This is a genomic window from Actinomadura sp. WMMB 499, from assembly GCF_008824145.1.
GTDB lineage: Bacteria > Actinomycetota > Actinomycetes > Streptosporangiales > Streptosporangiaceae > Spirillospora.
Genome location: NZ_CP044407.1, coordinates 2,969,889 through 2,990,765 on the forward strand (window position 1 = coordinate 2,969,889; position 20,877 = coordinate 2,990,765).

The window sequence follows — 20,877 nt, forward strand, 5'->3', positions numbered from 1 at the left end:
CATGGGTAAGGACGTAGAAGACCTGATCCGCATCCTGACGGGCCAGGGCGACCTCAAGCGACCCGAGTGGGCGCGGGCGTTCGCCTCCGTGCCGCGTGAGTTGTTCGTCCCTGACCGGGCGTGGGTCAATCCCGACTACGACGCCCCGTCCTACTCGATCGACAGGCACGCCCGTCCCGGCGAGTGGAGGTCGGCGGTCTACTCGGACGCGTCGATCGTCACGCAGGTCGATGACGGCGCGGGAGATCCGGCGAGCGGGCGGGGCTGGTTCACCTCGTCGGTTTCGGCTCCCGGTGTCGTCGTGCAATCCGGGGAACTGCTCGCGCCGGCTCCCGGCGACCGCGTCCTGGAGGTGGGGACGGGGTCGGGCTGGACCGCGTGCCTGCTGTCCCGCATCGTCGGGGAACACGGGCGCGTCGTGTCCGTCGAGGTGGATCCCGGTCTGGCCGCGTCCGCGGAAGCGCGGATCGAGGGCCTCGGCGTCACCAACGTCCAGGTGCTCAACCTGGACGCGCTCGACTTCGGCTCCGACGACCTGTTCGACCGGTTGCACGTGACGGCGGGCGTCTCGACGATCCCGTGGTCCCTGCTGTCCGCGCTGCGTCCCGGTGGGACGGCGGTGCTGCCGTGGTGCCCCTCGTGGGGGCATGGCCACAAGGTCGCGTTGACCCGGATCGGCGACGAGGCCGTGGGGCGGCTGAGTACCTCGGCGGGGTACATGATGCTGCGCTCCCAGCGGCCCGAGCCCGGAGCCCTGGGCTCCTTCCTGCACCACGAGGACGAGGCCGCGCGGTACTTCACGGAGATCAACCCGAAGGCCGTCGGCAGGCCCGACGACGCCCCCGGCTGGGCCGCCTACGGGGGCGGTGTCGTCATCACCGCTCTGGCGCCCGGCATCCGCTACGACCTGTGCGAGGCAGCGGACGGCAGTGGCGAGGCCACCCTGTGGCTGCGGGAGACATATCCGGGCTCGCGCGAACGCGGTTCGTGGGCGACCGTCGAGTACGTCCCGGACGCCCGCGAGTACGAGGTCACCGCCTACGGCGAACGGGACCTGTGGGACGAGGTCTCCGGCGCCTGGATGCATTGGAACCGCCTGGGACGGCCGGAACGCGACAGGTTCGGCGTGACGGTGTCGCGGGCGGGGCGGACGGTCTGGCTCGACGGGCCGGAGAAGGTCGTTGCCCCGGCTACGCGTGGAGGCTGACGGCGTAGGCGGGGCCCGGGTTGGTGAGGGCGCGGGAGCCCGCGTGGACGCGGACGCGGTTCGCGCGCAGGGGGCGTTCGGTGACGCCGTCGGGGGTGATCACGATCTCGGCGAGTTCGCCCGCGATGAGGGTGCTGACGCGGGCGTCGACGGTCGCGCCGTGGCCGGGCGGCCAGGTGGTGAGCCAGACGGGGACGCCGTCCGCGTCGTCGAGCCGGATGCGCGCGGGGGCGGAGTCGTCGAAGCCGATCAGCCGCCACCACTCGGCCGGACGGGCGGCGAGGGCGTGGACGCGGGCGGCGAGCCGGCCGATCGTCGGCGGGCGGGCGGTGACGGCGCGGCCGTGCGGGTCGTCCTGGCCGCGCATGGTGAGATCGGGAACCATGTCCGAATAGGTCCTTCGTGTGACGGGCCGATATCGGGGCAGCACGCCCCGGAATGAACGATGATCAGCGACACGAAGGACACAGCGCGCTGGCCACGCGGCGGAGCGCCACGGGGCCGTCGAGAGAGATGCGCGCTGGCATGTGTTCCAGCGAACACGCAGTGACCGCGCGCTGTCAAGTCGATCACACCGCGCCGAACGCGAGACGTTCCCCCAGGTCAGTACAGACTTCCCTGATAGGGGCAGTCATGTGCTTTCCCGCGAAAAGCCTGATGGACGGGACGAACCCCCGTTACCGTCTGTCGTACGCCGCCCACGCGGCGCGGGGGGCCGGACCGCGAGGGCAGGACGCGACCAGGAGGGACATGACCCCCGAGAACGAGAGAACGGACGCCGCAGAGGCGTCGAATATGCACAAGGTGGACGTGCATCCGGGCGTCCACAACCCGACCGAGGCCGACGAGGAGCAGGTCCTCCGGCGGCTGTACGGCGCGCCGGAGGACGACGGGATCTTCCGGCCGGCCGCGGCCGCCGCGCCGATGGCGGCGGCCGCGGGCGGCCCGCAGGCGATCATCGCCGAGGCCCGCAAGTCGCTCGGGATGTCGGGACGGCCGAACACGATCACGCGCGAGTACGCGTCCCGGCACGGTGACGCGTTCCTGTCGGCGCCGTGGTGCGACATGGCGGTCACCTACTGGGCCCGGCACAGCGGGACGGCCGAGGCCGTGCTCCCGGCCGGGGACCGCGCCTACACGCCCTGGCACGCGGGCGACTTCCAGAAGATCGGCCGCTGGCACAGCGGGACGACCGCGCGGGTCAACGCCGCGAAACCGGGCGACATCGTCTTCTTCGACTGGGGCGAGTCGAACACGATCGGCGCGATCGACCATGTCGGCGTCGTCGAGCGGGTGCTCGGCGGCGGCCGGGTCCAGACGATCGAGGGCAACACCGGCGACGCGTGCAAGCGGCGCGTGCGCGGTTCGGGAGTGATCGCGGGATACGGGCGTCCCGCCTACAACGAGGAGGACGACATGCCGGACTACGTGAGCGTCGGGGTCGACACCCCGCAGGAACTCCCCCGAGCCAGTGGGTCACCGTCGAATGGGGGAAGGAGTACGCCGACGCGGGACACCACCACTGGAACAGGGGCGGCGCCTCCCTGATCATCGGCGCGGCACGCTACTCGCTGACGGCGAGCCTCCGCATCGCGGGCCTGCCGAAGGGCACCGAAATCCAGGCCCGCGCGGTCGAGGTCGAGGAGGCCGGCGACCGGCGGCGCGAAGGCGGGCCGATCGCGGAGTACACGGCCAGCGACGGCGACACGTTCCTGCTCTACTCCCTCCCGGCCGACACGGTGGGAGACGGGTACCGGGTGCGGTTCGAACTGATCCAGTACGGGACGACGCCCGGCCAGGTCACCGCGGGCAGCGCGAAGGCGTTCGCCTGGAAGACCTGACACCGATGATGGCCGGATATCGGGAAATTCGGGTCTAGTACGGATTTCACCATCGGCATACGTTCGTTGGGTCGCCTTCCACGGAGGCCCCGATGGCGTGGTCGAACCGGCAGCGCGCCCCTCCCGGGGACGTCTCGCGCACCAGTCCACCCCGAGACGTCCCTGGGAGAAACGCATGCCACGTATCCGTGTCGAGGTCGATGGGGCGACGTACGAGGACGACGTCGAACCGCGCCTCCTGCTCGTCCACTATCTGCGCGAACGGCTGGGGAAGGTCGGGACCCCGGTCGGCTGTGACACCACCAACTGCGGAGCGTGCACCGTCCTGCTGGACGGCCTGAGCGTGAAGAGCTGCTCCGTGCTCGCCGTCCAGGCGGACGGCCGCGACGTGACGACGATCGAGGGGCTGGGCGCGGGCGGCCCGCACCCGCTGCAGCGCGCGTTCCACGAGGAGCACGGGCTCCAGTGCGGCTTCTGCACCCCCGGCATGATCATGTCGGCGCTCGACCTGCTGCGGGAGAACCCCGACCCGTCCGACGAGGAGATCCGGGAGGGGCTGGAGGGCAACCTCTGCCGCTGCACCGGCTACCAGAACATCGTGCGCTCGGTGCGGCGCGCGGCCGGCGACATGCGCCGTCCGGCGCAGGAGCCGGAGGTGGCGTCATGACGGCGACCGACGACCGTCCCGCCGAGATCGGATCGGCGCGCCGCAGGTCGGAGGACGCGCGGCTGGTCACCGGCCGGACGCGCTGGACCGACAACATCGCGCCCGCCGGGACCCTGCACGTGGCGTTCCTGCGCAGCCCGCACGCGCACGCGCGGATCGAGCGCGTGGACGCCGCGGCGGCGACGGACCTGCCGGGCGTCGTGGCGGCGTTCTCCGGCGCCGACCTCGCCGGCGAGCAGGGCTCGCTGCCGTGCGCGTGGGTCGTGACCGAGGACATGCGGCACCCGGAGCATCCGCCGATGGCCGTCCGGGAGGTCCGGTACGCCGGGGAGCCGGTGGCGTGCGTGGTGGCGCGCGACCGGGCCTCGGCCGTGGACGCGCTGGAGGCGATCGACGTCGACTACGCGCCCCTGCCCGCCGTCGTCGACATGGAGGCGGCGGTCGCGGACGGCGCCGACCTCGTGCACGGCGACCTCGGGACGAACGAGTCGTACACGTGGGTGTTCGAGAACGGCGACCTGGACGCGGCGATGCGGGACGCGCCGGTCGTCCTGGAACGCCGGTACGTGCAGCAGCGGCTGATCCCGACGGCGATGGAGCCGCGCTCGGTGGTGTGCGTGCCGGAGGGCGACGAGTTCACCCTGTACTCGGCGACGCAGATCCCGCACATCCTGCGGCTGATGCTGGCGACCGTCACGGGGATCCCCGAGCACCGGCTGCGGGTGGTGGCGCCGGACGTCGGCGGCGGGTTCGGCTCGAAGCTGCAGGTGTACGGCGAGGAGGTGGTCGCGCTGCTGCTGGCGCGGCGGCTCGGCCGTCCGGTGAAGTGGACGGAGTCGCGCAGCGAGGGCAACATGACCGTCCACCACGGCCGCGACCAGATCCAGCGGCTCACCCTCGCCGCGGGCGAGGACGGCCGGATCCGCGGCCTCAAGGTGGACCTGCTGGCCGACATGGGCGCGTACCTGATGCTGGTCACGCCCGGCATCCCGCTGCTCGGCGCGTTCATGTTCAACGGCATCTACAAGATGGACGCGTACTCGTTCACCTGCACGGGCGTGTTCACGACGAAGACCCCCACGGACGCCTACCGGGGCGCGGGACGTCCCGAGGCGACGTACGCGATCGAGCGGCTGATGGACGAGCTGGCCGCCGAACTCGGCCTCGACCCGATCGAGGTGCGGCGCCGCAACTGGATCGGGCACGACGAGTTCCCCTACGACACGATCGCGGGCCTCACCTACGACAGCGGGAACTACGAGGCGGCGACCGAGCAGGCGCTGCGCCTCCTGGAGTACGACAAGCTGCGCGCCGAGCAGGCCGACCGGCGCGAGCGCCGCGACCCGGTCCAGCTCGGCATCGGCGTGTCGACGTTCACCGAGATGTGCGGGCTCGCGCCGTCACGCGTCCTCGGCTCCCTGTCCTACGGCGCGGGCGGCTGGGAGCACGCGTCGGTGCGGATGCTGCCGTCCGGGAAGGTCGAGGTCGTCACCGGGTCGTCCGCGCACGGGCAGGGCCACGAGACGGCGTGGGCGCAGATCGCCGCGGACCGGCTCGGCGTCCCGTTCGAGGACGTGAAGGTGCTGCACGGCGACACGGCCGTCTCGCCCAAGGGCATGGACACCTACGGGTCGCGGTCGCTCGCCGTCGGCGGCGTCGCGCTGTACTCGGCGTGCGACAAGGTCGTCGAGAAGGCGAAGCGGGTCGCGGCGCACCTCCTCGAGGCGTCCGAGGACGACGTCGAGTTCACCGCCGGACGCTTCGGCGTCCGCGGCGTCCCGGACTCGGGCACCACGATCCAGGAGGTCGCGACGGCCGCGTTCGCCGCGCACGACCTGCCGGACGGCGTCGAGCCGTCCCTCGACTCCGACGCGACGTTCGACCCGGACAACTTCTCGTTCCCGCACGGCACGCACCTGTGCGCCGCCGAGGTCGACACCGAGACCGGGATGGTGAGGATCCGCAAGTACGTCGCGGTGGACGACATCGGGAAGGTCGTGAACCCGCTGATCGTCGAGGGCCAGGTGCACGGCGGGCTCGCGCAGGGCATCGCGCAGGCCCTCTACGAGGAGGCCGTCTACGACGCCGACGGCAACCTGACCACCACCACGATGGCCGACTACCTCATCCCCTCCGCGGCCGATCTGCCCGAGTTCGTCACCGACCGCACCGAGACGCCCGCGACGTCCAACCCGCTCGGGGTGAAGGGCGTCGGGGAGGCGGGCACGATCGCCTCCACCCCCGCGGTCGTCAACGCGATCGTGGACGCGCTGCGCCCGTTCGGCGTCTCGGACGTTCCGATGCCATGCACGCCCGAACGGGTCTGGCGGGCGCTGCGCGGCGAGACCGCACACGAGACGGCCGAGCCCGGCGCGGGCGGCGGCCTCGGATCGGCCGGAGGTGCCGCGTGATCCCCGCGACGTTCGACTACACCCGTCCGGCCACGGTGGACGACGCCGTCGCCGCGCTCGCCGACGCGGGCGAGGACGCGAAGATCCTCGCGGGCGGGCAGAGCCTCATGCCGCTGCTGCGGATGCGGCTCGCCTTCCCCGAGATCCTCATCGACCTCGACCGCGTCGACGCGCTGCGGGAGATCCGCGACGACGGGGACGCCCTGGTCATCGGCGCGATGGCCACGCACCACCAGGTGATCGGCGACCCGCTCGTCCGGGCGCACGCGCCGCTGCTCGTCCGGGCCACCGAGACCGTCGCGGACCCGGCCGTCCGGCACCGCGGCACGTTCGCCGGCTCGCTCGCGCACGCCGACCCCGCCGGCGACCTGCCCGCCGTCGCGCTCGCCCTCGACGCGGTGCTGCTCGCCCGGTCGCCGCGCGGCGAGCGGGAGATCCCGGCGGCCGAGTTCTTCGTCGACTGGATGACGTCGGCGCTGGAACCGGACGAGATCCTGACCGGCGTCCGGGTGCCCAAGCTCGGCGACGGCTGGGGCGTCCACTACGAGAAGTTCCACCGGACGGCCCAGGCGTGGGCGATCGTCGGGGTGGCGTGCGCCGTCCGGCGCGAGAACGGCACGGTCGCCGAGGCCCGCGTCGCGCTGACGAACGTCGGGCCCGCGCCCGTCCGGGCGTCCGCCGTCGAAGCCGCCGCCGCGGGCCGGACGGTCTCGGCGGACGCGCTGCGCGCGGCGGCCGAACCGGCGGCCGAGGGCCTCGCCCCGCCCGCCGACCTGCACGGATCGTCCGAGTACCGGTCGCACCTCGCGCGCGTCCTCACGGCCCGCGCGCTCACGGCCGCCGCCGCGGTGTGAGCGCGTCCCCGGCCGCCCCGACTGGCGGGCGGCCGGGGCCCGCCCGTAAGGTCACCGGTACATCTCCGGACGATAAGGACGATTGTCTATGGAGCTCGACCACGACTTCACCGTGCCCGTGCCGGTGGATCAGGCCTGGTCGGTGCTGCTCGACGTGGAGCGCATCGCCCCCTGCATGCCGGGCGCCACCCTCGACGCGGTCGACGGCGACGAGTACCGCGGCCGGATGAAGGTGCGGGTCGGTGCGATGACCATCACCTATCGCGGCACGGTCAAGATCGTCGCAGCCGACGAGGCGGCCCGCGAGGTGACCCTCGAGGCGTCCGCGAAGGAGGCCCGCGGCTCCGGCACGGCCGCCGCCACCGTGCGGGCCGCCCTGCGGGAGGAGGACGGCACGACGCGCGTCACCGTCCGCACCGAGCTCAACGTGACGGGCCGTCCCGCCCAGTTCGGCCGCAACATCCTCGCCGAGGTCGGCGCCAAGATCATCACCCGTTTCGCGAAGAACCTCGCCACCGAGATCGAGTCCCCCACCGCCCCCGACACCGCCGCGCAGTCCGGCGCGCCGAACGCCCCCTCCCCGAAGGACGACACGTCCGCGAAGGACGGCCCGTCCACGAAGGGCCAGACGCCCGCGAAGGACGACACGTCCACGACGGCCGGGACACCCGCGAAGGGCGGAGCCACCGCCAACGGCGGCGCCTCCACGAAGGACGAGACGCCCGCGCAGGGGGAGGCGTCCGCGCAGGGGGAGGCGTCCGCGCAGGACGGCGCCACCGCGAAGGGCGAGACGCCCGCGAAGGACGGCCCGTCCACGACGGCCGGGACACCCGCGAAGGGCGCAGCCACCGCCGAACGTGGCGCCTCCACGAAGGACGAGACGCCCGCGAAGGGCGGAGCCGCCGCGGACGGCGGGGCCTCCGCGGTGAGCACCGGCGGGGCGGCGGAGCCGGAGGTCGCCGGGGCCGAGGTCGCGCGGCCGGTCACGGGCGCCCCCAAGCCCGAGGCGCCGGAGCCCGACGCTCGGGTCGCGCGGGTGCGGGGGGCTCGGTTCGACGACGAGGCGATCGATCTGCTCGAGGTCGCGGGGCCGTCGCTGGCCAAGCGGGCCGTCCCGGCACTCGGCGGGCTCGTGCTGCTGCTGCTCGTGATCCGGCTCCTCGCCCGCCGCCGGAAGTAGGTCAAGGCCGCACCAACGATCGGTACGGGGACGGCGACGCGGGTGGCACGCGGGCGGCGGCATGCCGTCGGGTGGTCCCGTGGACACGATCGAGGTCCGGCGGGTCGCGGGACGGGGACTCGAGGACGCGAACTGGTGGTGCCGGGAGCGGCGCGCGATCCTGGCCGGTGAGCTGCTGCGCTTCAGCGCGCCCGGCGCGGCGGTGGACGTCGGGGCCGGGGCGGGCGCGGCGGCGCGGCTGCTCGGCGAGCACGGGTGGCACGCGACGGCGATCGACCTGGACCCGGACGCCGTGGCGGTGGCGCGCGCGCACGGCGTCGAGGCGTACGTGGGGGACGCGCGTTACCTGCAGCTCCCCGGCGAGGGGTTCGACCTCGCGCTGGCGCTGGAGGTCCTGGAGCACGTCGAGGAGGACCGGCGGGCGGTGGCCGAACTCGCGCGCGTCCTGCGGCCGGGCGGGACGGCGCTGGTGTCGGTGGCGTCGGACATGGCGCTGTGGTCGGCGCGGGACGTGTCCGCCGGGCGGGTCCGGCGGTACGGGCGGCGGGGGCTGGTGGAGCTGCTGGAGGGCGCGGGGCTGCTGGTGGAGCGGGTGTGGAGCCGGGGCGTGCTGGTGCGGCCGGTGCCGCGGCTGCTGCGGCACCGGATGTCGCGGCGCGACGACCTGGCGCCGCTGCATCCGGCGCTGAACGGGGCGCTGCGGGTGTCGGCGGCGGTGGAGCGGCGGCTGCCGGTCCGGTCGTGGCCGGGGACGTGCCTGTTCGCGCGCACCCGCCGTCCCGGCTGAACCGGGACCGGCGGGCGCGGGCGGCGTCAGCCGCGCAGGCCCGCGAAGACGCGCTCGAGGACGCGGGCGGTGGCGCCGCCGTCGTCGTGCGGGCAGTAGGTGACGAGGAACCGGTCGTAGGCGTCGGCGTGCTCCGCTTCGGACTCGGGCGCGGCGCGGACCGCCTCGGCGACGTCGACGCTGCGGGCGACGACGGGGCCGGGCGCCTCGGCCTCGAGGTCGAGGTAGCAGCCGCGCACGTGGTCGCGGTACCGCTCCAGGTCGTGGGCGTAGAAGACCATCGGGCGGCCGAGCACGGCGAAGTCGAACGCGGCGGACGAGTAGTCGGTGACGAGGACGTCCGCCGCCATGTACAGGTCGGTGATGTCGGGATAGCCGGACACGTCCATGACGAAGTCGTCGGACGGCGGCAGGTGCCGGTCGGTGACGAGGTGGTGCATGCGCACCAGGAGGACGTGGTCGTCGCCGAGGACGCGGCGCATGGTCTCGACGTCGAGTTCCATCCGGAAGCCGCGGCGCCCGGGCGTGTGGCTCTGGTCGTCCCGCCAGGTGGGAGCGTAGAGGACGACCTTCTTGCCCTCCGGGATGCCCAGCTCCTTGCGGACGTGGGTGCCGAGGGCGTCGACGTCCGGGGAGCTGAGGATGTCGTTGCGCGGGAACCCGGTTTCCAGGATCTCGCCCCCGTACCGGAACGCCCGGCGCATGATCTGCGTGGCGTAAGGGCTGGGCGACAGCAGGAAGTCCCAGTGCGGGACCTCGTGCTCCATCCAGTCGTGCTTCTCCGTGCGCTGGTGCGGCATCTCCGCCAAGTCGTACGCGAGCCGCTTGAACGGGGTGCCGTGCCACGTCTGCAGGTACGTCTGCCCGGGGCGCTTCGTGAACCAGCGCGGCACCCCGTAGTTCGTGACGATGTACCGTGCGCGCGCGAGCAGGCGGTAATGCTCCCGGCTGCCGTACTGGACGATCCGTGCCTCACCGTCGACCGTGAACTGGCCGTCGCGCGACACCCACACGCACTCGGTCTCCGGCTTCCGCCGCGTCAGCTCCTCGAAGATCGCGCGCGGGTTGCAGCTGTACGCCGTGCCCGCGTAGCCGTCGAAGACGGCGACGTCCGCGAGCGGGCTGCGCAGGTAGACGGGGTAGTCGCGGGACCGCAGCACCCGCTGCGCGTGCGGCCCGCGCTCGTCGTCGGCGAGCGCCGGGCGGGTGCGCAGCCGCAGCGCGTCCGTCTGCTCCACGGCGACCTCGAACTCGCGCCCGCCGACCGCGTGCCATCCGGGCAGGGACGGGACGGCGGAGCGCTCGGCGACGACGGCGACGTCGCCCGCGGGGGTCGGCGCGAGCACCTCCCACGTGCCCGCGGCGAGCGGGATGTCGCGGCCGAACGCGGCCGTCTCGGCGGGGGTGAACGCGGCGGTGAACCGGCCGCCGTCCCAGGTGACGGGCACGCGGTGCGTCTCGCCGGTCTCCGGGCGGCGGACCAGGAGGTGCGCGGGCCGGTCCTGCGGGTCGGCGAACTCGCCGCTGATCGTCAGGCGCCCCGACCCGTCCCAGCGGGCCGCGGTGGCGACCGGGCGCGGCGTCCGCTCGATGCCGCGCAGGTTCCCGAACGACGTCCGGGTGAGCACGTACTCGCGTCCCCGCCACAGGAACCTGGCCTCGGTGAGCGCGGGCGCGACGGTGAGGCGCAGCGGACCGCCCTCCCCGGTCAGCCGGACGTCCCACTCGAGGACGTCGCGCAGGTGCGCGCGGTACGGACGGTCCGACGCGTCGCCCGGCATCAGATCGGCGAGCGGCAGCGTGGCCGTGAACCCGAACCCGGTGCCCTCGACGGTCTGCAGGACCGCCGCCGGGCGCAGCGTCACCTCGCCGCGGACCTGGTGGGACGACGGCGCGCCGCCGTGCCGCCGGACCGCGATGACGGACGCGTTCGGCCCGAGCGCCCGCTTCGTCCAGCCGGTGAGCAGCAGCGTGTCGCCCGACCGCCGGTACTCGGTGACGACCGCCCTGGACCGCTTCACGTGCACGACGAACCCGTCGTCGTCCACGGCGGGCTGCACCGCGACCAGCTCGTCCACCTGCCGGGCCGCCGTCCACCGCACCGCCGGCTCGACCGCGTCGAGCCGCTGCACGGCGCGGCGCCCCGCCGTCGCGACCTCCGCGTACAGCTCCCAGGTGCCCGAGCGCCACTCGTCCCCGTCCAGCAGGTACTCCGGCTCGATCCGCACCGCGAACCCCGCCCAGTCGACGCAGACCCGCGACAGCCCGGACCGCGCGGTCGCCTCCGGGCGCCGCACCCGCTCGACGGGCACCCCCACCTCGCGCCCGGTCTTCACGTTGCGCATCCACACCCGGATCCGGGAGTCGCGGACGTCCGACACCTCCAGCCGGTCGAAGTGCGCCCAGCCCTCGACGATCAGCGTGTCGCCGTCCCAGCCGACCCGGTCGACGTCGGCGCGCAGCTCGAACTCGTCCGTGACGTCGTACACCTCGTCGGGGATCGCGCGCTCCGGGTCGCCGAAGAACGGGTACCGCGCGTACCAGCGCTGCCGGAACCGGCCGCGGGCCTCCACCGGGACGTCGGCGAGGCCGCCCTCCTGGAACGCGAGCACCTCCAGCAGCTCGCGCGGCATCCGCTCGCGCAGCAGGTGCAGCTCGAGGCGGCGGATGGCGTCCAGCCCCTCGGCCGCCGCCGGGCCCGCCTCCCCCACGATCCGCGCGCCCAGCTCGACGAGCCGCTCCCGTTCCTGCGGCGTCGCGGCCGGCAGGGCCCGGACGAACGCGTGCATGTCGACGTCGACGACCTGCGCGTGGAACGCGGGCAGCAGGCTCGGGGCGTGCTCGGCGAACAGCTGCTGCACGATGTCGAGGGCCGCGTGCCGGTCGTTGAGCAGCGCCGGGTCGGTGGCGCGGTCGGTGAGCGAGCCGGGGCGGCGCCGCCAGTAGTACACGGTCGCCGGGACGGTGTCCACGGCGGACGCGAGCGCGTGCGTCGCCAGCGCCACCGGCAGGTCCTCGTACAGGCCCGGCGGGAACCGGAACTTGTTCGCCTCCCAGAACGACCGCCGGAACACCTTGTTGCCGATCGTCCGGTCCCGCAGCAGCGAGAGCCGCCGCGTGACGTGCGTCGCCCGGAGCGTCTCCGCGTACGCCTCCGCGTGCGGGCCGGACGGCTCCGTGCGCTCCCCGTCGAGCCGCTCCAGGTTCCCGCCCGCGATGTCCGAACCGGTCGACTCCAGCATCCCGACCAGCAGCTCGTACGCGTACGGCGGGATCGCATCGTCGCCGTCGACGAACGCCAGGTACCGCCCGGTCGCGTGCCGGGCGCCGAGGTTGCGCGCGGGCCCCGGCCCCTCGCCGTCCCCCCGCACCAGGACGAACCGGTCGTCGCGGGCGGCGAACTCCGCGGCGATCGCCGCGCCCCCGTCCGCCGGACCGTCCGCCGGTCCGTCGTCGACCATGACCACCTGCAGGTCACGGAGGGTCTGCCCGGCGATCGAGTCCAGGCACTCGGCGAGGAAGCCGCCGACGTCCCGGAACGGCACGACGACGCTCAGCGCGACGCCGTCGCCGGCGGCGGGCTCGGCCGTCACCTCGGGGTTCGGGCCGGTCTCGACGGTCTCGACGGTGTCGGCGGTGTCGACGGTGTCGGCGGCGCCGGTCTTCGGGCCGGTCTCGGAGTTGGTCTCGGGGTTTGTCTTCGGGGACACGGATCGCTCCCGGTCGGTGTTTCAGTGGGCGGGGATGGACAGCACCCGGTCGAGGACCCGGGAGGCGGCGCGGCCGTCGTCGTGCGGGCAGTACCGGGCGGCGAACGCGGCGCGGGCGGACCGGTACCCGGCGTCGATCGCGTCCGGCTCGCCGAGGGCGTCGACGACGTCCTGCGTGGTGGGCAGCAGCGGCCCGGGGGCCTCCGCGTCGAAGTCGAAGTAGAACCCGCGCACGTGGTCGCGGTAGCGCTCCAGGTCGTAGGCGAAGAACACCATCGGACGGCCGGTACCGGCGAAGTCGAACATCGCGGACGAGTAGTCGGTGACCAGGACGTCGCTGATCAGGTAGAGCTCGGAGATGTCCGGATAGACCGAGACGTCCAAGACGCAGTCGCCGGGGACCCACTTCGGGCGGTCGGTCACGAGGTAGTGGGTGCGCAGCAGCAGCACGTGGTCGCGGCCCAGGGCCCGCCGGAAGCGGTCCACGTCGAACTCCAGGCGGAACGCGCGCTTGCCGACGGCGAGATGGAAGTCGTCCCGCCAGGTCGGCGCGTACAGGACGACGCGCTTGCCCTTCGGGATGCCGAGGCGGCGGCGGACGGCCGCCGCGATGTCGTCCCGGTGCGGGCTGTGCAGGATGTCGTTGCGCGGGTACCCGCTCTCCAGAACCTCCCCGTCGTACCCGAACGCGCGGCGGAACAGCGGCACGGAGAACGCGTTCTGCGACAGCAGCAGGTCCCAGTGCCGGACGTCGTGCTCCATCCAGTCGACGCCCTCGGTGCGCTTGAAGGGCATCTCCTTGACGTCGTAGCCCAGTTTCTTCAGGGGCGTCCCGTGCCAGCACTGCACGTACGTCTGGTCCTCACGCTTGACGAACCAGGGTTGCTGGGACCAGTTCCCGAAGATGTACCGCGCGCGCGCCAGCGCCTCGTAATACTCCCGCGTTCCCGACAGGACGACCCGTGCACTCGGGGGCCGTCCGAACTGGCCGTTAGCCGTGACCCACACGCACTCGACGTCGGTGCCCCTGCGGCGCAGCTCGTCGTAGATGCCGCGCGGATTGCAGGAGTACTGGCGTCCGCGGTAGGCGTCGAACACGGCCAGCTCGCGCACGGGCAGGTTCAGGTGGCGGCGGTAGTGCCCCGACCGGAGCCGCCGCTGCGCGTACTCGCCCCGCTCGTCCTCGTCCAGTGCGGTCTCGACCCGGAACTGCAACCGGTCGGTCTTGTACGCGCGGACGGTCACGCGGTGCAGGCCCGTCTCGTGCGGGTCGGGCAGGTCGCGCAGGGCGTGCCGGCGGACCGCGACGGGACGCTCGCCCTCGGCGCCGTCCCCGCCGCCGTCCCCGCCGCCGTCCCCGCCGCCGTCCACGAGGACGTCCCAGCGGCCCGGCACCAGCGGGCGCGACAGCCCGAGCATCGGCATCCGGGCCGGGGCGAACGACGCGGTGAAGCGGGCACCGTCCCAGCGCAGCGGCACCCGGTGCTCCTCGCTGGAGCGCCGCCGCCGCAGCAGCAGCGCGTCCGCGCGGCCGGACGGGTCGGGGCAGGCGCCGTGCAGGGTCACGACCCCGTCGGGCGCCCACGTGACCCGTTCGACGACCGGTGCCGGCTCCCGGAAGACGATCCGCAGCGTGCTGCGGCGGGTGCGGGCGATCTCCAGCTCGCCGCCCGGCACCCCGAACGCCGCGCCCGCCGCCTGCCGGGTGACGTGCGGGCGGGCGCCGCCGGGCAGCGCGACGTCCCAGTCGCCGGGCCGTCCGGTCAGCTCCGCGACCGGCAGCCGCGCGCGGAAGCCGCGCCCGTCCCGCCCGGCCTCCAGGACCCCCGCGACCGTCTCCCCGCCGCCGCGCGCGGTCGCGGTGACGCGGACGTCCTCGCCCAGCGGCTCGTCGCTCCAGCCGTCCAGCACGAGGTCGCCGCCGTCCGTCCGGCAGCCGGTGACCGCCGCGGGCGTGCGCCGCACCTGGACGACGAACCGGTGCCGGGCCGCGACGCCCTGCACGCGCACGCCGGGTACGCACTCCAGGTCGTCCGGCCACAGCCGCGGCGTCTGCGCCGGGTTGCCCAGCGTCCGGCGCCGCCGCACCCCGTTGCTGACGATCTCGACGCACGGGATCCAGTCGACGTCGCGCCAGCGGCCGAAGATCCGCAGCGTCGACGGGTCGATCTCGGCGACGAACCCGGACCAGTCGTAGGACACCTCCGACTGCCGGGACCCCGCCGTCACGTCCGGGCGCCGGACCCGCCGGACCGGGACCTTCAGCAGCCCGCGCCGGTTCGCGGCGACCAGCCACAGGCGGATCCGCGAGCCGTCCACGGTCGAGGAGTCCAGGTGCCGGACGTAGGCGTGGCCCTCCAGGCGGAGCCGCCCGTCGACCCACGTGGCGCGGTCGATCGCCGCGACGGGCGCCAGCTCGTCGGTGACGTCGTACAGGTGCGCGGGCAGCCCCAGGGCCTCGTCCTCGAAGAACGGGTACTCGGCGAACCACCGGTGCCGCAGCCCCCGCCGCACGCGCGGCGCGTCGCCCGGCCCGCCGACCGCGACGAACCGCCGCACCTCCTCCAGCTCCGGCAGCATCCGCCGCGCCAGCAGGTGCAGCTGGAGCCGCGACAGGGCCGGGAGCCGCTTCAGCACCCGCGGCGCGATCCGCTCGGCCAGCTCGCCGCCCATCTCGACGAGCTCCGGGCGGCGCTCGCCGTCCGTCCTCGGCAGGGCCTCCAGCAGCACCCGCAGCTCGACGTCGACCAGGGCGTGCTCGTCGTAGACGTTGAGCAGCTGCGGGGCGTAGGAGGCGAGACCGTCGCGCACGAGGCGCGCCGACCTCAGCCGCTGGGAGACGTTCTCCCAGTCGTACCGTTCCTCCGTGATGGATCCCTGCCGTTTGCGCCAGTAGTAAACGGTGTCCGGCAGGACGTCGACGGCCTTGGCGAGGGCGTGCGCCCGTACCGTCACGGGCGGGTCCTCGTAGAAGCCCGAGGGGAACTCCAGGGCGGCCGAGTCCCAGAACGTGCGCCGGTACACCTTGTTCCACGGCGTCCGGTCGCGGATCAGCAGCGGCTGCGACGCCACGTGCGTCGCCGAGCGCCGCTCCGCGAACACGCCCTGGTGCAGGACGGACTGCCACCGGCGCCCCCCGTCCGTCCGCTCGACGTTCCCGCACGCCAGATCCGAGCCCGTCCGCTCCAGCGACCCGACGAGGCGCATGTACGCCCCGGGCGCGACGATGTCGTCGGCGTCGGCGAACGCGAGGTACCTGCCCCTCGCCTGCCGGACGCCCGCGTTGCGCGCCGGTCCGGGGCCCTCCTGCTCGCGCGCGACCAGCCGGAACCGTCCGTCCCGCTCGCACATCTCCTTCGCGAGCACCGCGCCGTTGTCGGTGGACCCGTCGTCCACCATGATCACCTCGAGGTCGCGGAACGACTGCCCGGCCAGCGACTCCAGGCACTCCCGCAGGTACTCCTCGGTGTTGTGGAACGGGACGACGACGCTCAGCTTCGGGGACATGCGGCCTCCAGGTCGGGACGCGCGGGGAGTCGGCGGAAACCTCGCCTCACCGAGGATGGTGACGTGAAGCGTCCGGCCGAACACGCATCGCCATCACAAGGCCGTCACCTGACGCAGACTTGACCCGCCCTGGCCCGTCCTTGACGAACCGGTGACCGTCGTCCGGCGATCAGGCGGACGGCCGGAACCCGGGCGATTCGCCCCCTTGCTCCGCGATCGCCGCACGGACGCTCTGCGCGAGCGCCTCGAACTCCCCCGCCCGCGGCGACGTGGCCCGGTACCCCAGACCGACCCGCCGGAACGGCGCGGGGTCCCGGAACCGGTGCAGCGCCAGGTCGGGCGCCCGCCGCGTCTCCACCGGCAGCGCCGTCTCCGGCACCAGCGTCACCCCCAGCCCGCCCGACACGAGCTGGACGAGCGTCGCCAGGCTCGTCGCGTACGTGGCGGCCACCGCCCGCGCCCCCACCTCGCGGCACACGTCCATGGCCTGGTCGCGCAGGCAGTGCCCCTCGTTGAGCAGCAGCACGTCGAGCTCGCCCAGCACCTCCCGCGCGACCCCGTCGCCCGGCACGGCGAGATCCTGCGAAGCGGGCGCGACCAGCACGAAGTCCTCGTCGTAGAGCGGCAGCTCCCGCACCCCGAGCACCGGCGAGGGCAGCGCCATGACCACGACGTCCAGCCGTCCGGCCAGCAGCTCGGCCACGATCTGGTCGGTCTGCTCCTCGTGCACCGACAGCTCCAGCCGCGGGAAGTCCTTGGCGATCCGCGGAAGCACGACGGGCAGCAGGTACGGAGCGACCGTCGGGATCACACCGACCCGCAACGGCCCGACCAGCGGCCCCCGGACCGCCCGCACGTCCTCGACCAGCCGGTCGAGTTCGGCCAGCACCAGCTCGGCCCGGCGCGCGACCCGCTCCCCCGCCGGCGTCAGCATCACCTTCCGCGTCGTCCGCTCGACGAGCCGCGTCTCGAGGCCCTCCTCCAGCGCCGCCACCGCCCCCGACAGCGCGGGCTGGCTCATCCGCAGAGCCGCCGCGGCGTCCCGGAAGTGCAGGTGCTCCGCGAGCGCCAGGAACGCCCTGAGCTGCGCCACCGTAGGTCTACTGATCGCCACCCACCAACTTTACCGGCCCGGTTGATGCCGCGGCCGCTTCCGGTTGCGCCATACGGCACGACACGTGCCGTATTGACAGGGGGCGCGCCCTCGACCAAACTGAGACTGACGGCACGATCCGTGCCGTTCTAAGACGAGTGCGAGGCCGCCGCAACCGGGCGTCCCGCGGAGGAGACCACGATGGTCATGAAGGCGCCCGCGGACGCGCGCGCGGTCCCGGTGCTCGCCGAGCCCCGGGCGGCCGAGGCCGAGCCGTCCGCCCTGGACCGGGTCCGGCGCGCGGCGGCGGCGCGGGAGCGCGACCGCATCGCCCGCGAACTGCACGACGTCGTCACGCACCACATGTCGGTGATCGCCGTGCAGGCCACCGCGGCGCTCGTCGACGGCACCGCGCTGCCGGACGCGGCGCGCCGGACGCTCGAGACGGTGCGGGACACCGCGCGCGAGGCGCTGTCCGAGACCCGGATCGTCGTCGGACGGCTGCGCCGCGACGACGAGACCGCCGGTCTCGGCCGCCTGGACGACCTGGTCCGCGCGGCCCGCCGCGGCGGCCTGCCGGTGTCGACCGTCGTCACCGGGACGCCGCGGCCGCTGGATCCCCGCACGAGCCTGGCCGCCTACCGGATCGTCCAGGAGTCACTCGGCAACGCCGCCCGGTACGCGCCCGGCGCCCGCGTCATCGTCGAGATCCGCTACGGGCCCGGCACCCTCGCGCTGTCGATCACCGACGACGGCGCCCTGGCCGCGCCCGCGGCCCCGCGGGGCGGCGGCGCGCCCGCGGCCCCGCGGGGCGGCGGCGCGCCCGCGGCCACGCGGGGCGGCGGCAACGGCCTCGTGGGCATGTGCGAGCGCGTCACGATGCTGGGCGGCGCGATCGAGGCCGGGCCACGGGGCGGCGGATGGTCCATCGTCGTCCACCTGCCCTACGGGCCGCACGACGCGAGCTGAGGCCCGTCGGTCGGCGGCCCGCGGTCGGCGGTCGGCGGTCGGCGGTCGGCGCGGGCCTTCCTTCCCTGTGGAGTGCGGTGGCCCCGCATCCGCGCAGAAATTCCGCGCGGGCGCGAACCTCGCGGGGTCGCCGGGACATCGAACGTCATGGTGGCCGTGGTCATCGGGGGACCACGGCCGCCCGTCAGAACACCAAACCGCCGGTCGCCCGCAGGTTCTGGCCGGTGATCCAGCCCGAGTCCGGGCCCGCGAGGAACGCGACGACGCCCGCGATGTCGTCCGGACGGCCGAGCCTGCCGAGCGCGGTGAACCCCACGACCTGCTCCGCCGCCCCCGGCGGGTTCGTCTCCCGGAACAGGTCGGTGTCGGTCGCGCCGGGCGACACCGAGTTCACGGTGATGCCGCGCGGGCCGAACTCGCGGGCGGCGACGGCCGTGAGCTGCTCCAGCGCCGCCTTGCTCGCCGAGTAGAGCGCGTGCCCGGGCGCCGGCAGCACGGTGTTGAGCGTCGACACGTTGACGATCCGGCCCCCGTCCGGCATCAGCGGTTCGGCCCGCCGCATCACCAGGAGCGGGTACTTCGCGTTGACCGTCATCACCCGGTCGAAGTCGTCGCCGGACATCTCGGCGATCGGCCCGTGCGGGTTGACGGCCGCGTTGTTCACGACGAGATCGAGGGAGTCCCCGACGGGCTCGAACAGCGCGTCGATCGTCCCGGTGTCCTCCTGGTCGGCCCGCACGGCGACGGCCCGGCCGCCGAGTTCCCGCACGAGTTCGTCCGCCGCGTCCTTGCCCTCGCGGTAGCTGAACACCACGCGGGCGCCGTCCGCCGCGAGCCGTTCCACGATGGCCCGCCCGATCCCCCGCGAGCCGCCGGTGACGAGGGCCGTCCTGTCCGTGAGCATCATGCCCCGGACGCTAGCCCCCGGACGTCCGGCCGTCTTGCACGAACGCGAACAGTTGCTGGCAAACGCCCCAGGCCAAAGTGAACCTCACCGGGTCTTAGATACATCGAAGTACGCGGTGGCCCTGGTGATCGGGGTACCACGGCAACCCGCCCGTCAGAACACCGGCCCGCCGATCAGTGCCGCGCACCGAAGAACCGAGAAGCGATCCAGGCCACGAACACGAAGCCGAGGGGGCCCACGAAAAGACTGATTCCCTTGCCATCGACGGGGAGATGTACCTCCATGCCCAACGCCCCGAAGAGGGCCCACGGCCACGCCGTCATGACGACGCCTTCCGCGACGGCGATGAGCATGAGGACGCCTCGGCGTGATCCTGCCGGGGAGATCCGAGCGGTCAGCAGTGGATTCGCCGCGGAGAACGCGAACATCAGGGCCACCGCGCCCCCCACCCAGGCCACGGCCGATGGGATCGCGACTTGCATGATGTCGTCCCTCCAGTAGCCGCCCACCAGGGCGCCCGACGTGAGCCCGACGTTGATCACGGCCACGGTGGCGAGGATCGCCCGCCGCGGCGCCGGTCTCCACAGGCCGAACGACAGGAGGAGCGCCGATCCCACGAGGCCCGTGAGCAGGTACGGAGCCCAGTACGGTACGAACACGTCCTGGCTCCGCGAGGTGTACAGCGTGACGGCGACGGTGATCCACGTGCAGGCGAGGGCGCCCCGTACGGAGCCCTTGCGGGCGCGGACGCCGTCCGCCGCGGTGGCCACCTGCTCGGAGACGCGTCCGGCCGGACCTGGCACGGGATCGGTACGGGTCGGCCCGCCACCGGCGGCGGCACCGAGCAGAGCGCGGACCCGCGCGGGAGACGGTCGTTCGGAGGGGTCCCTGTTCAGCAGCTTCACCAGCGCCTCCGCCAGCGGCCCGCCGCACCGCGGCGGCGCCGGGTCGCGGGTCGCGATGGCGACGAACAGCGCGCCGTGCGTGGGCGCGGTGAACGGCGGGCGCCCCTCCACCGCCGCGTACAGCGCCGCGCCGAGCGACCACAGGTCGGAGGCCGGGGTCACGGGCCGGCCCTCGACCTGCTCCGGGGACATGTACGCGGGCGTGCCCAGCACCGCGCCCGAGCGGGTGAGGGTGGCGTCGCCCTCCATCGCCGCGATGCCGAAGTCGGTGAGCAGGACGCGCTCGCCCTCCAGCAGCACGTTGGCCGGTTTCACGTCGCGGTGGACGATGCCCTGCGCGTGGGCCGCCGACAGCGCGTCCAGCATCGCCAGCCCGATCGCGGCGACCCGCCGCGCGGGCAGCGGGCCCTCCTCGGCCAGCACCCGGTCCAGCGACCGGCCGTGCACCAGCTCCATCACGATCCACGGACGGCCGTCGTCGCCCCGCACCCGGTCGTAGACGGTCACGATGCCCGGATGCCGCAGCCGCGCGGCGGCCCGCGCCTCCCGGTCCATCCGCGCGAACCAGACGGACCGTTCGTCGTCGGCGATCTGCTCGGGGACGTGGAGTTCCTTGACCGCGACCTCCCGGTCGAGATCGGCATCGTGGGCGCGCCACACCGCCCCCATCCCGCCCCGCCCGATCCGGTCCAGCCTCCGGTACCGTCCCGCCAGCACACCCTCGCCATCCCAGCCCACGATCAGAACCTAATGGGGACGGACGAGCCGGAGAAGGGGTTCGGCACATCTGACAGACACACCCGTCCCTACGAACACCGCCACCCGAACCGAGCACGGGT

General features: G+C 73.9%; 14 protein-coding genes. 8 read left to right on the forward strand and 6 right to left on the reverse strand.

Features of this window, described 5'->3' with window-relative positions:
- The first annotated feature begins 1 nt into the window (after window position 1).
- A complete protein-coding gene (locus tag F7P10_RS12830; RefSeq protein WP_151009550.1) occupies window positions 2-1,207 on the forward strand; it encodes a methyltransferase domain-containing protein in 1,206 nt (401 codons plus the stop codon).
- On the opposite strand, the gene F7P10_RS12835 is transcribed toward F7P10_RS12830, so the two are convergent.
- Window positions 1,191-1,592 carry a cysteine dioxygenase gene (locus F7P10_RS12835; RefSeq protein WP_151009551.1) on the reverse strand — a complete coding sequence of 134 codons (402 nt, stop codon included), beginning with the start codon at window positions 1,590-1,592 and terminating at the stop codon, window positions 1,191-1,193. The genes F7P10_RS12830 and F7P10_RS12835 overlap by 17 nt on opposite strands.
- A gap of 365 nt (window positions 1,593-1,957) precedes the next feature.
- Between F7P10_RS12835 and F7P10_RS12840 the strand changes: the two genes are divergently transcribed.
- From F7P10_RS12840 to F7P10_RS12865, 6 genes are all read left to right on the forward strand, one after another.
- Window positions 1,958-2,755 carry a CHAP domain-containing protein gene (locus F7P10_RS12840; RefSeq protein WP_254716576.1) on the forward strand — a complete coding sequence of 266 codons (798 nt, stop codon included), beginning with the start codon at window positions 1,958-1,960 and terminating at the stop codon, window positions 2,753-2,755.
- A 468-nt stretch (window positions 2,756-3,223) separates the two neighbouring features.
- Window positions 3,224-3,715 carry a (2Fe-2S)-binding protein gene (locus F7P10_RS12845; RefSeq protein ID WP_151009552.1) on the forward strand — a complete coding sequence of 164 codons (492 nt, stop codon included), beginning with the start codon at window positions 3,224-3,226 and terminating at the stop codon, window positions 3,713-3,715.
- Window positions 3,712-6,126 carry a xanthine dehydrogenase family protein molybdopterin-binding subunit gene (locus F7P10_RS12850; protein WP_151009553.1) on the forward strand — a complete coding sequence of 805 codons (2,415 nt, stop codon included), beginning with the start codon at window positions 3,712-3,714 and terminating at the stop codon, window positions 6,124-6,126. The genes F7P10_RS12845 and F7P10_RS12850 overlap by 4 nt, the downstream gene beginning before the upstream one ends.
- A complete protein-coding gene (locus F7P10_RS12855; RefSeq protein ID WP_151009554.1) occupies window positions 6,123-6,980 on the forward strand; it encodes a xanthine dehydrogenase family protein subunit M in 858 nt (285 codons plus the stop codon). Before F7P10_RS12850 ends, F7P10_RS12855 begins: the two co-directional genes overlap by 4 nt.
- 88 nt (window positions 6,981-7,068) lie before the next feature.
- A complete protein-coding gene (locus F7P10_RS12860; RefSeq protein ID WP_254716577.1) occupies window positions 7,069-8,160 on the forward strand; it encodes an SRPBCC domain-containing protein in 1,092 nt (363 codons plus the stop codon).
- Between the two features lie 79 nt (window positions 8,161-8,239).
- Window positions 8,240-8,947 carry a bifunctional 2-polyprenyl-6-hydroxyphenol methylase/3-demethylubiquinol 3-O-methyltransferase UbiG gene (locus F7P10_RS12865; RefSeq protein WP_254716578.1) on the forward strand — a complete coding sequence of 236 codons (708 nt, stop codon included), beginning with the start codon at window positions 8,240-8,242 and terminating at the stop codon, window positions 8,945-8,947.
- 26 nt (window positions 8,948-8,973) lie between these two features.
- On the opposite strand, the gene F7P10_RS12870 is transcribed toward F7P10_RS12865, so the two are convergent.
- From F7P10_RS12870 to F7P10_RS12880, 3 genes are all read right to left on the reverse strand, one after another.
- The gene (locus F7P10_RS12870) at window positions 8,974-12,657 is read right to left on the reverse strand and encodes a bifunctional glycosyltransferase/CDP-glycerol:glycerophosphate glycerophosphotransferase (RefSeq protein WP_151009557.1); all 3,684 of its coding nucleotides are present in this window, start codon (window positions 12,655-12,657) and stop codon (window positions 8,974-8,976) included.
- 21 nt (window positions 12,658-12,678) lie between these two features.
- Window positions 12,679-16,164, reverse strand: a complete 3,486-nt coding sequence (locus F7P10_RS12875; protein WP_151009558.1) for a bifunctional glycosyltransferase family 2 protein/CDP-glycerol:glycerophosphate glycerophosphotransferase — start codon at window positions 16,162-16,164, stop codon at window positions 12,679-12,681.
- Window positions 16,165-16,333: 169 nt separating this feature from the next.
- Window positions 16,334-17,278, reverse strand: a complete 945-nt coding sequence (locus F7P10_RS12880; protein WP_151009559.1) for a hydrogen peroxide-inducible genes activator — start codon at window positions 17,276-17,278, stop codon at window positions 16,334-16,336.
- 180 nt (window positions 17,279-17,458) lie between these two features.
- On the opposite strand from F7P10_RS12880, the gene F7P10_RS12885 reads away from it, so the two are divergent.
- Window positions 17,459-18,226, forward strand: a complete 768-nt coding sequence (locus tag F7P10_RS12885) for a sensor histidine kinase (protein ID WP_151009560.1) — start codon at window positions 17,459-17,461, stop codon at window positions 18,224-18,226.
- Window positions 18,227-18,410: 184 nt separating this feature from the next.
- Here the strand turns inward: F7P10_RS12885 and F7P10_RS12890 are convergent, their stop codons facing one another.
- A complete protein-coding gene (locus F7P10_RS12890) occupies window positions 18,411-19,133 on the reverse strand; it encodes an SDR family oxidoreductase (protein WP_151009561.1) in 723 nt (240 codons plus the stop codon).
- Between the two features lie 173 nt (window positions 19,134-19,306).
- On the reverse strand, window positions 19,307-20,776 hold the full coding sequence (locus F7P10_RS12895) for a serine/threonine-protein kinase (RefSeq protein WP_218040477.1): 1,470 nt from the start codon (window positions 20,774-20,776) through the stop codon (window positions 19,307-19,309).
- Window positions 20,777-20,877 lie beyond the last annotated feature (101 nt).

Coding starts and splice junctions, on each gene's coding strand:
- F7P10_RS12830 (WP_151009550.1), top strand. CDS start 2: ATGGGTAAGGACGTAGAAGACCTGATCCGCATCCTGACGGGCCAGGGC.
- F7P10_RS12835 (WP_151009551.1), bottom strand. CDS start 1,592: ATGGTTCCCGATCTCACCATGCGCGGCCAGGACGACCCGCACGGCCGC.
- F7P10_RS12840 (WP_254716576.1), top strand. CDS start 1,958: ATGACCCCCGAGAACGAGAGAACGGACGCCGCAGAGGCGTCGAATATG.
- F7P10_RS12845 (WP_151009552.1), top strand. CDS start 3,224: ATGCCACGTATCCGTGTCGAGGTCGATGGGGCGACGTACGAGGACGAC.
- F7P10_RS12850 (WP_151009553.1), top strand. CDS start 3,712: ATGACGGCGACCGACGACCGTCCCGCCGAGATCGGATCGGCGCGCCGC.
- F7P10_RS12860 (WP_254716577.1), top strand. CDS start 7,069: ATGGAGCTCGACCACGACTTCACCGTGCCCGTGCCGGTGGATCAGGCC.
- F7P10_RS12875 (WP_151009558.1), bottom strand. CDS start 16,164: ATGTCCCCGAAGCTGAGCGTCGTCGTCCCGTTCCACAACACCGAGGAG.
- F7P10_RS12885 (WP_151009560.1), top strand. CDS start 17,459: ATGGTCATGAAGGCGCCCGCGGACGCGCGCGCGGTCCCGGTGCTCGCC.
- F7P10_RS12890 (WP_151009561.1), bottom strand. CDS start 19,133: ATGATGCTCACGGACAGGACGGCCCTCGTCACCGGCGGCTCGCGGGGG.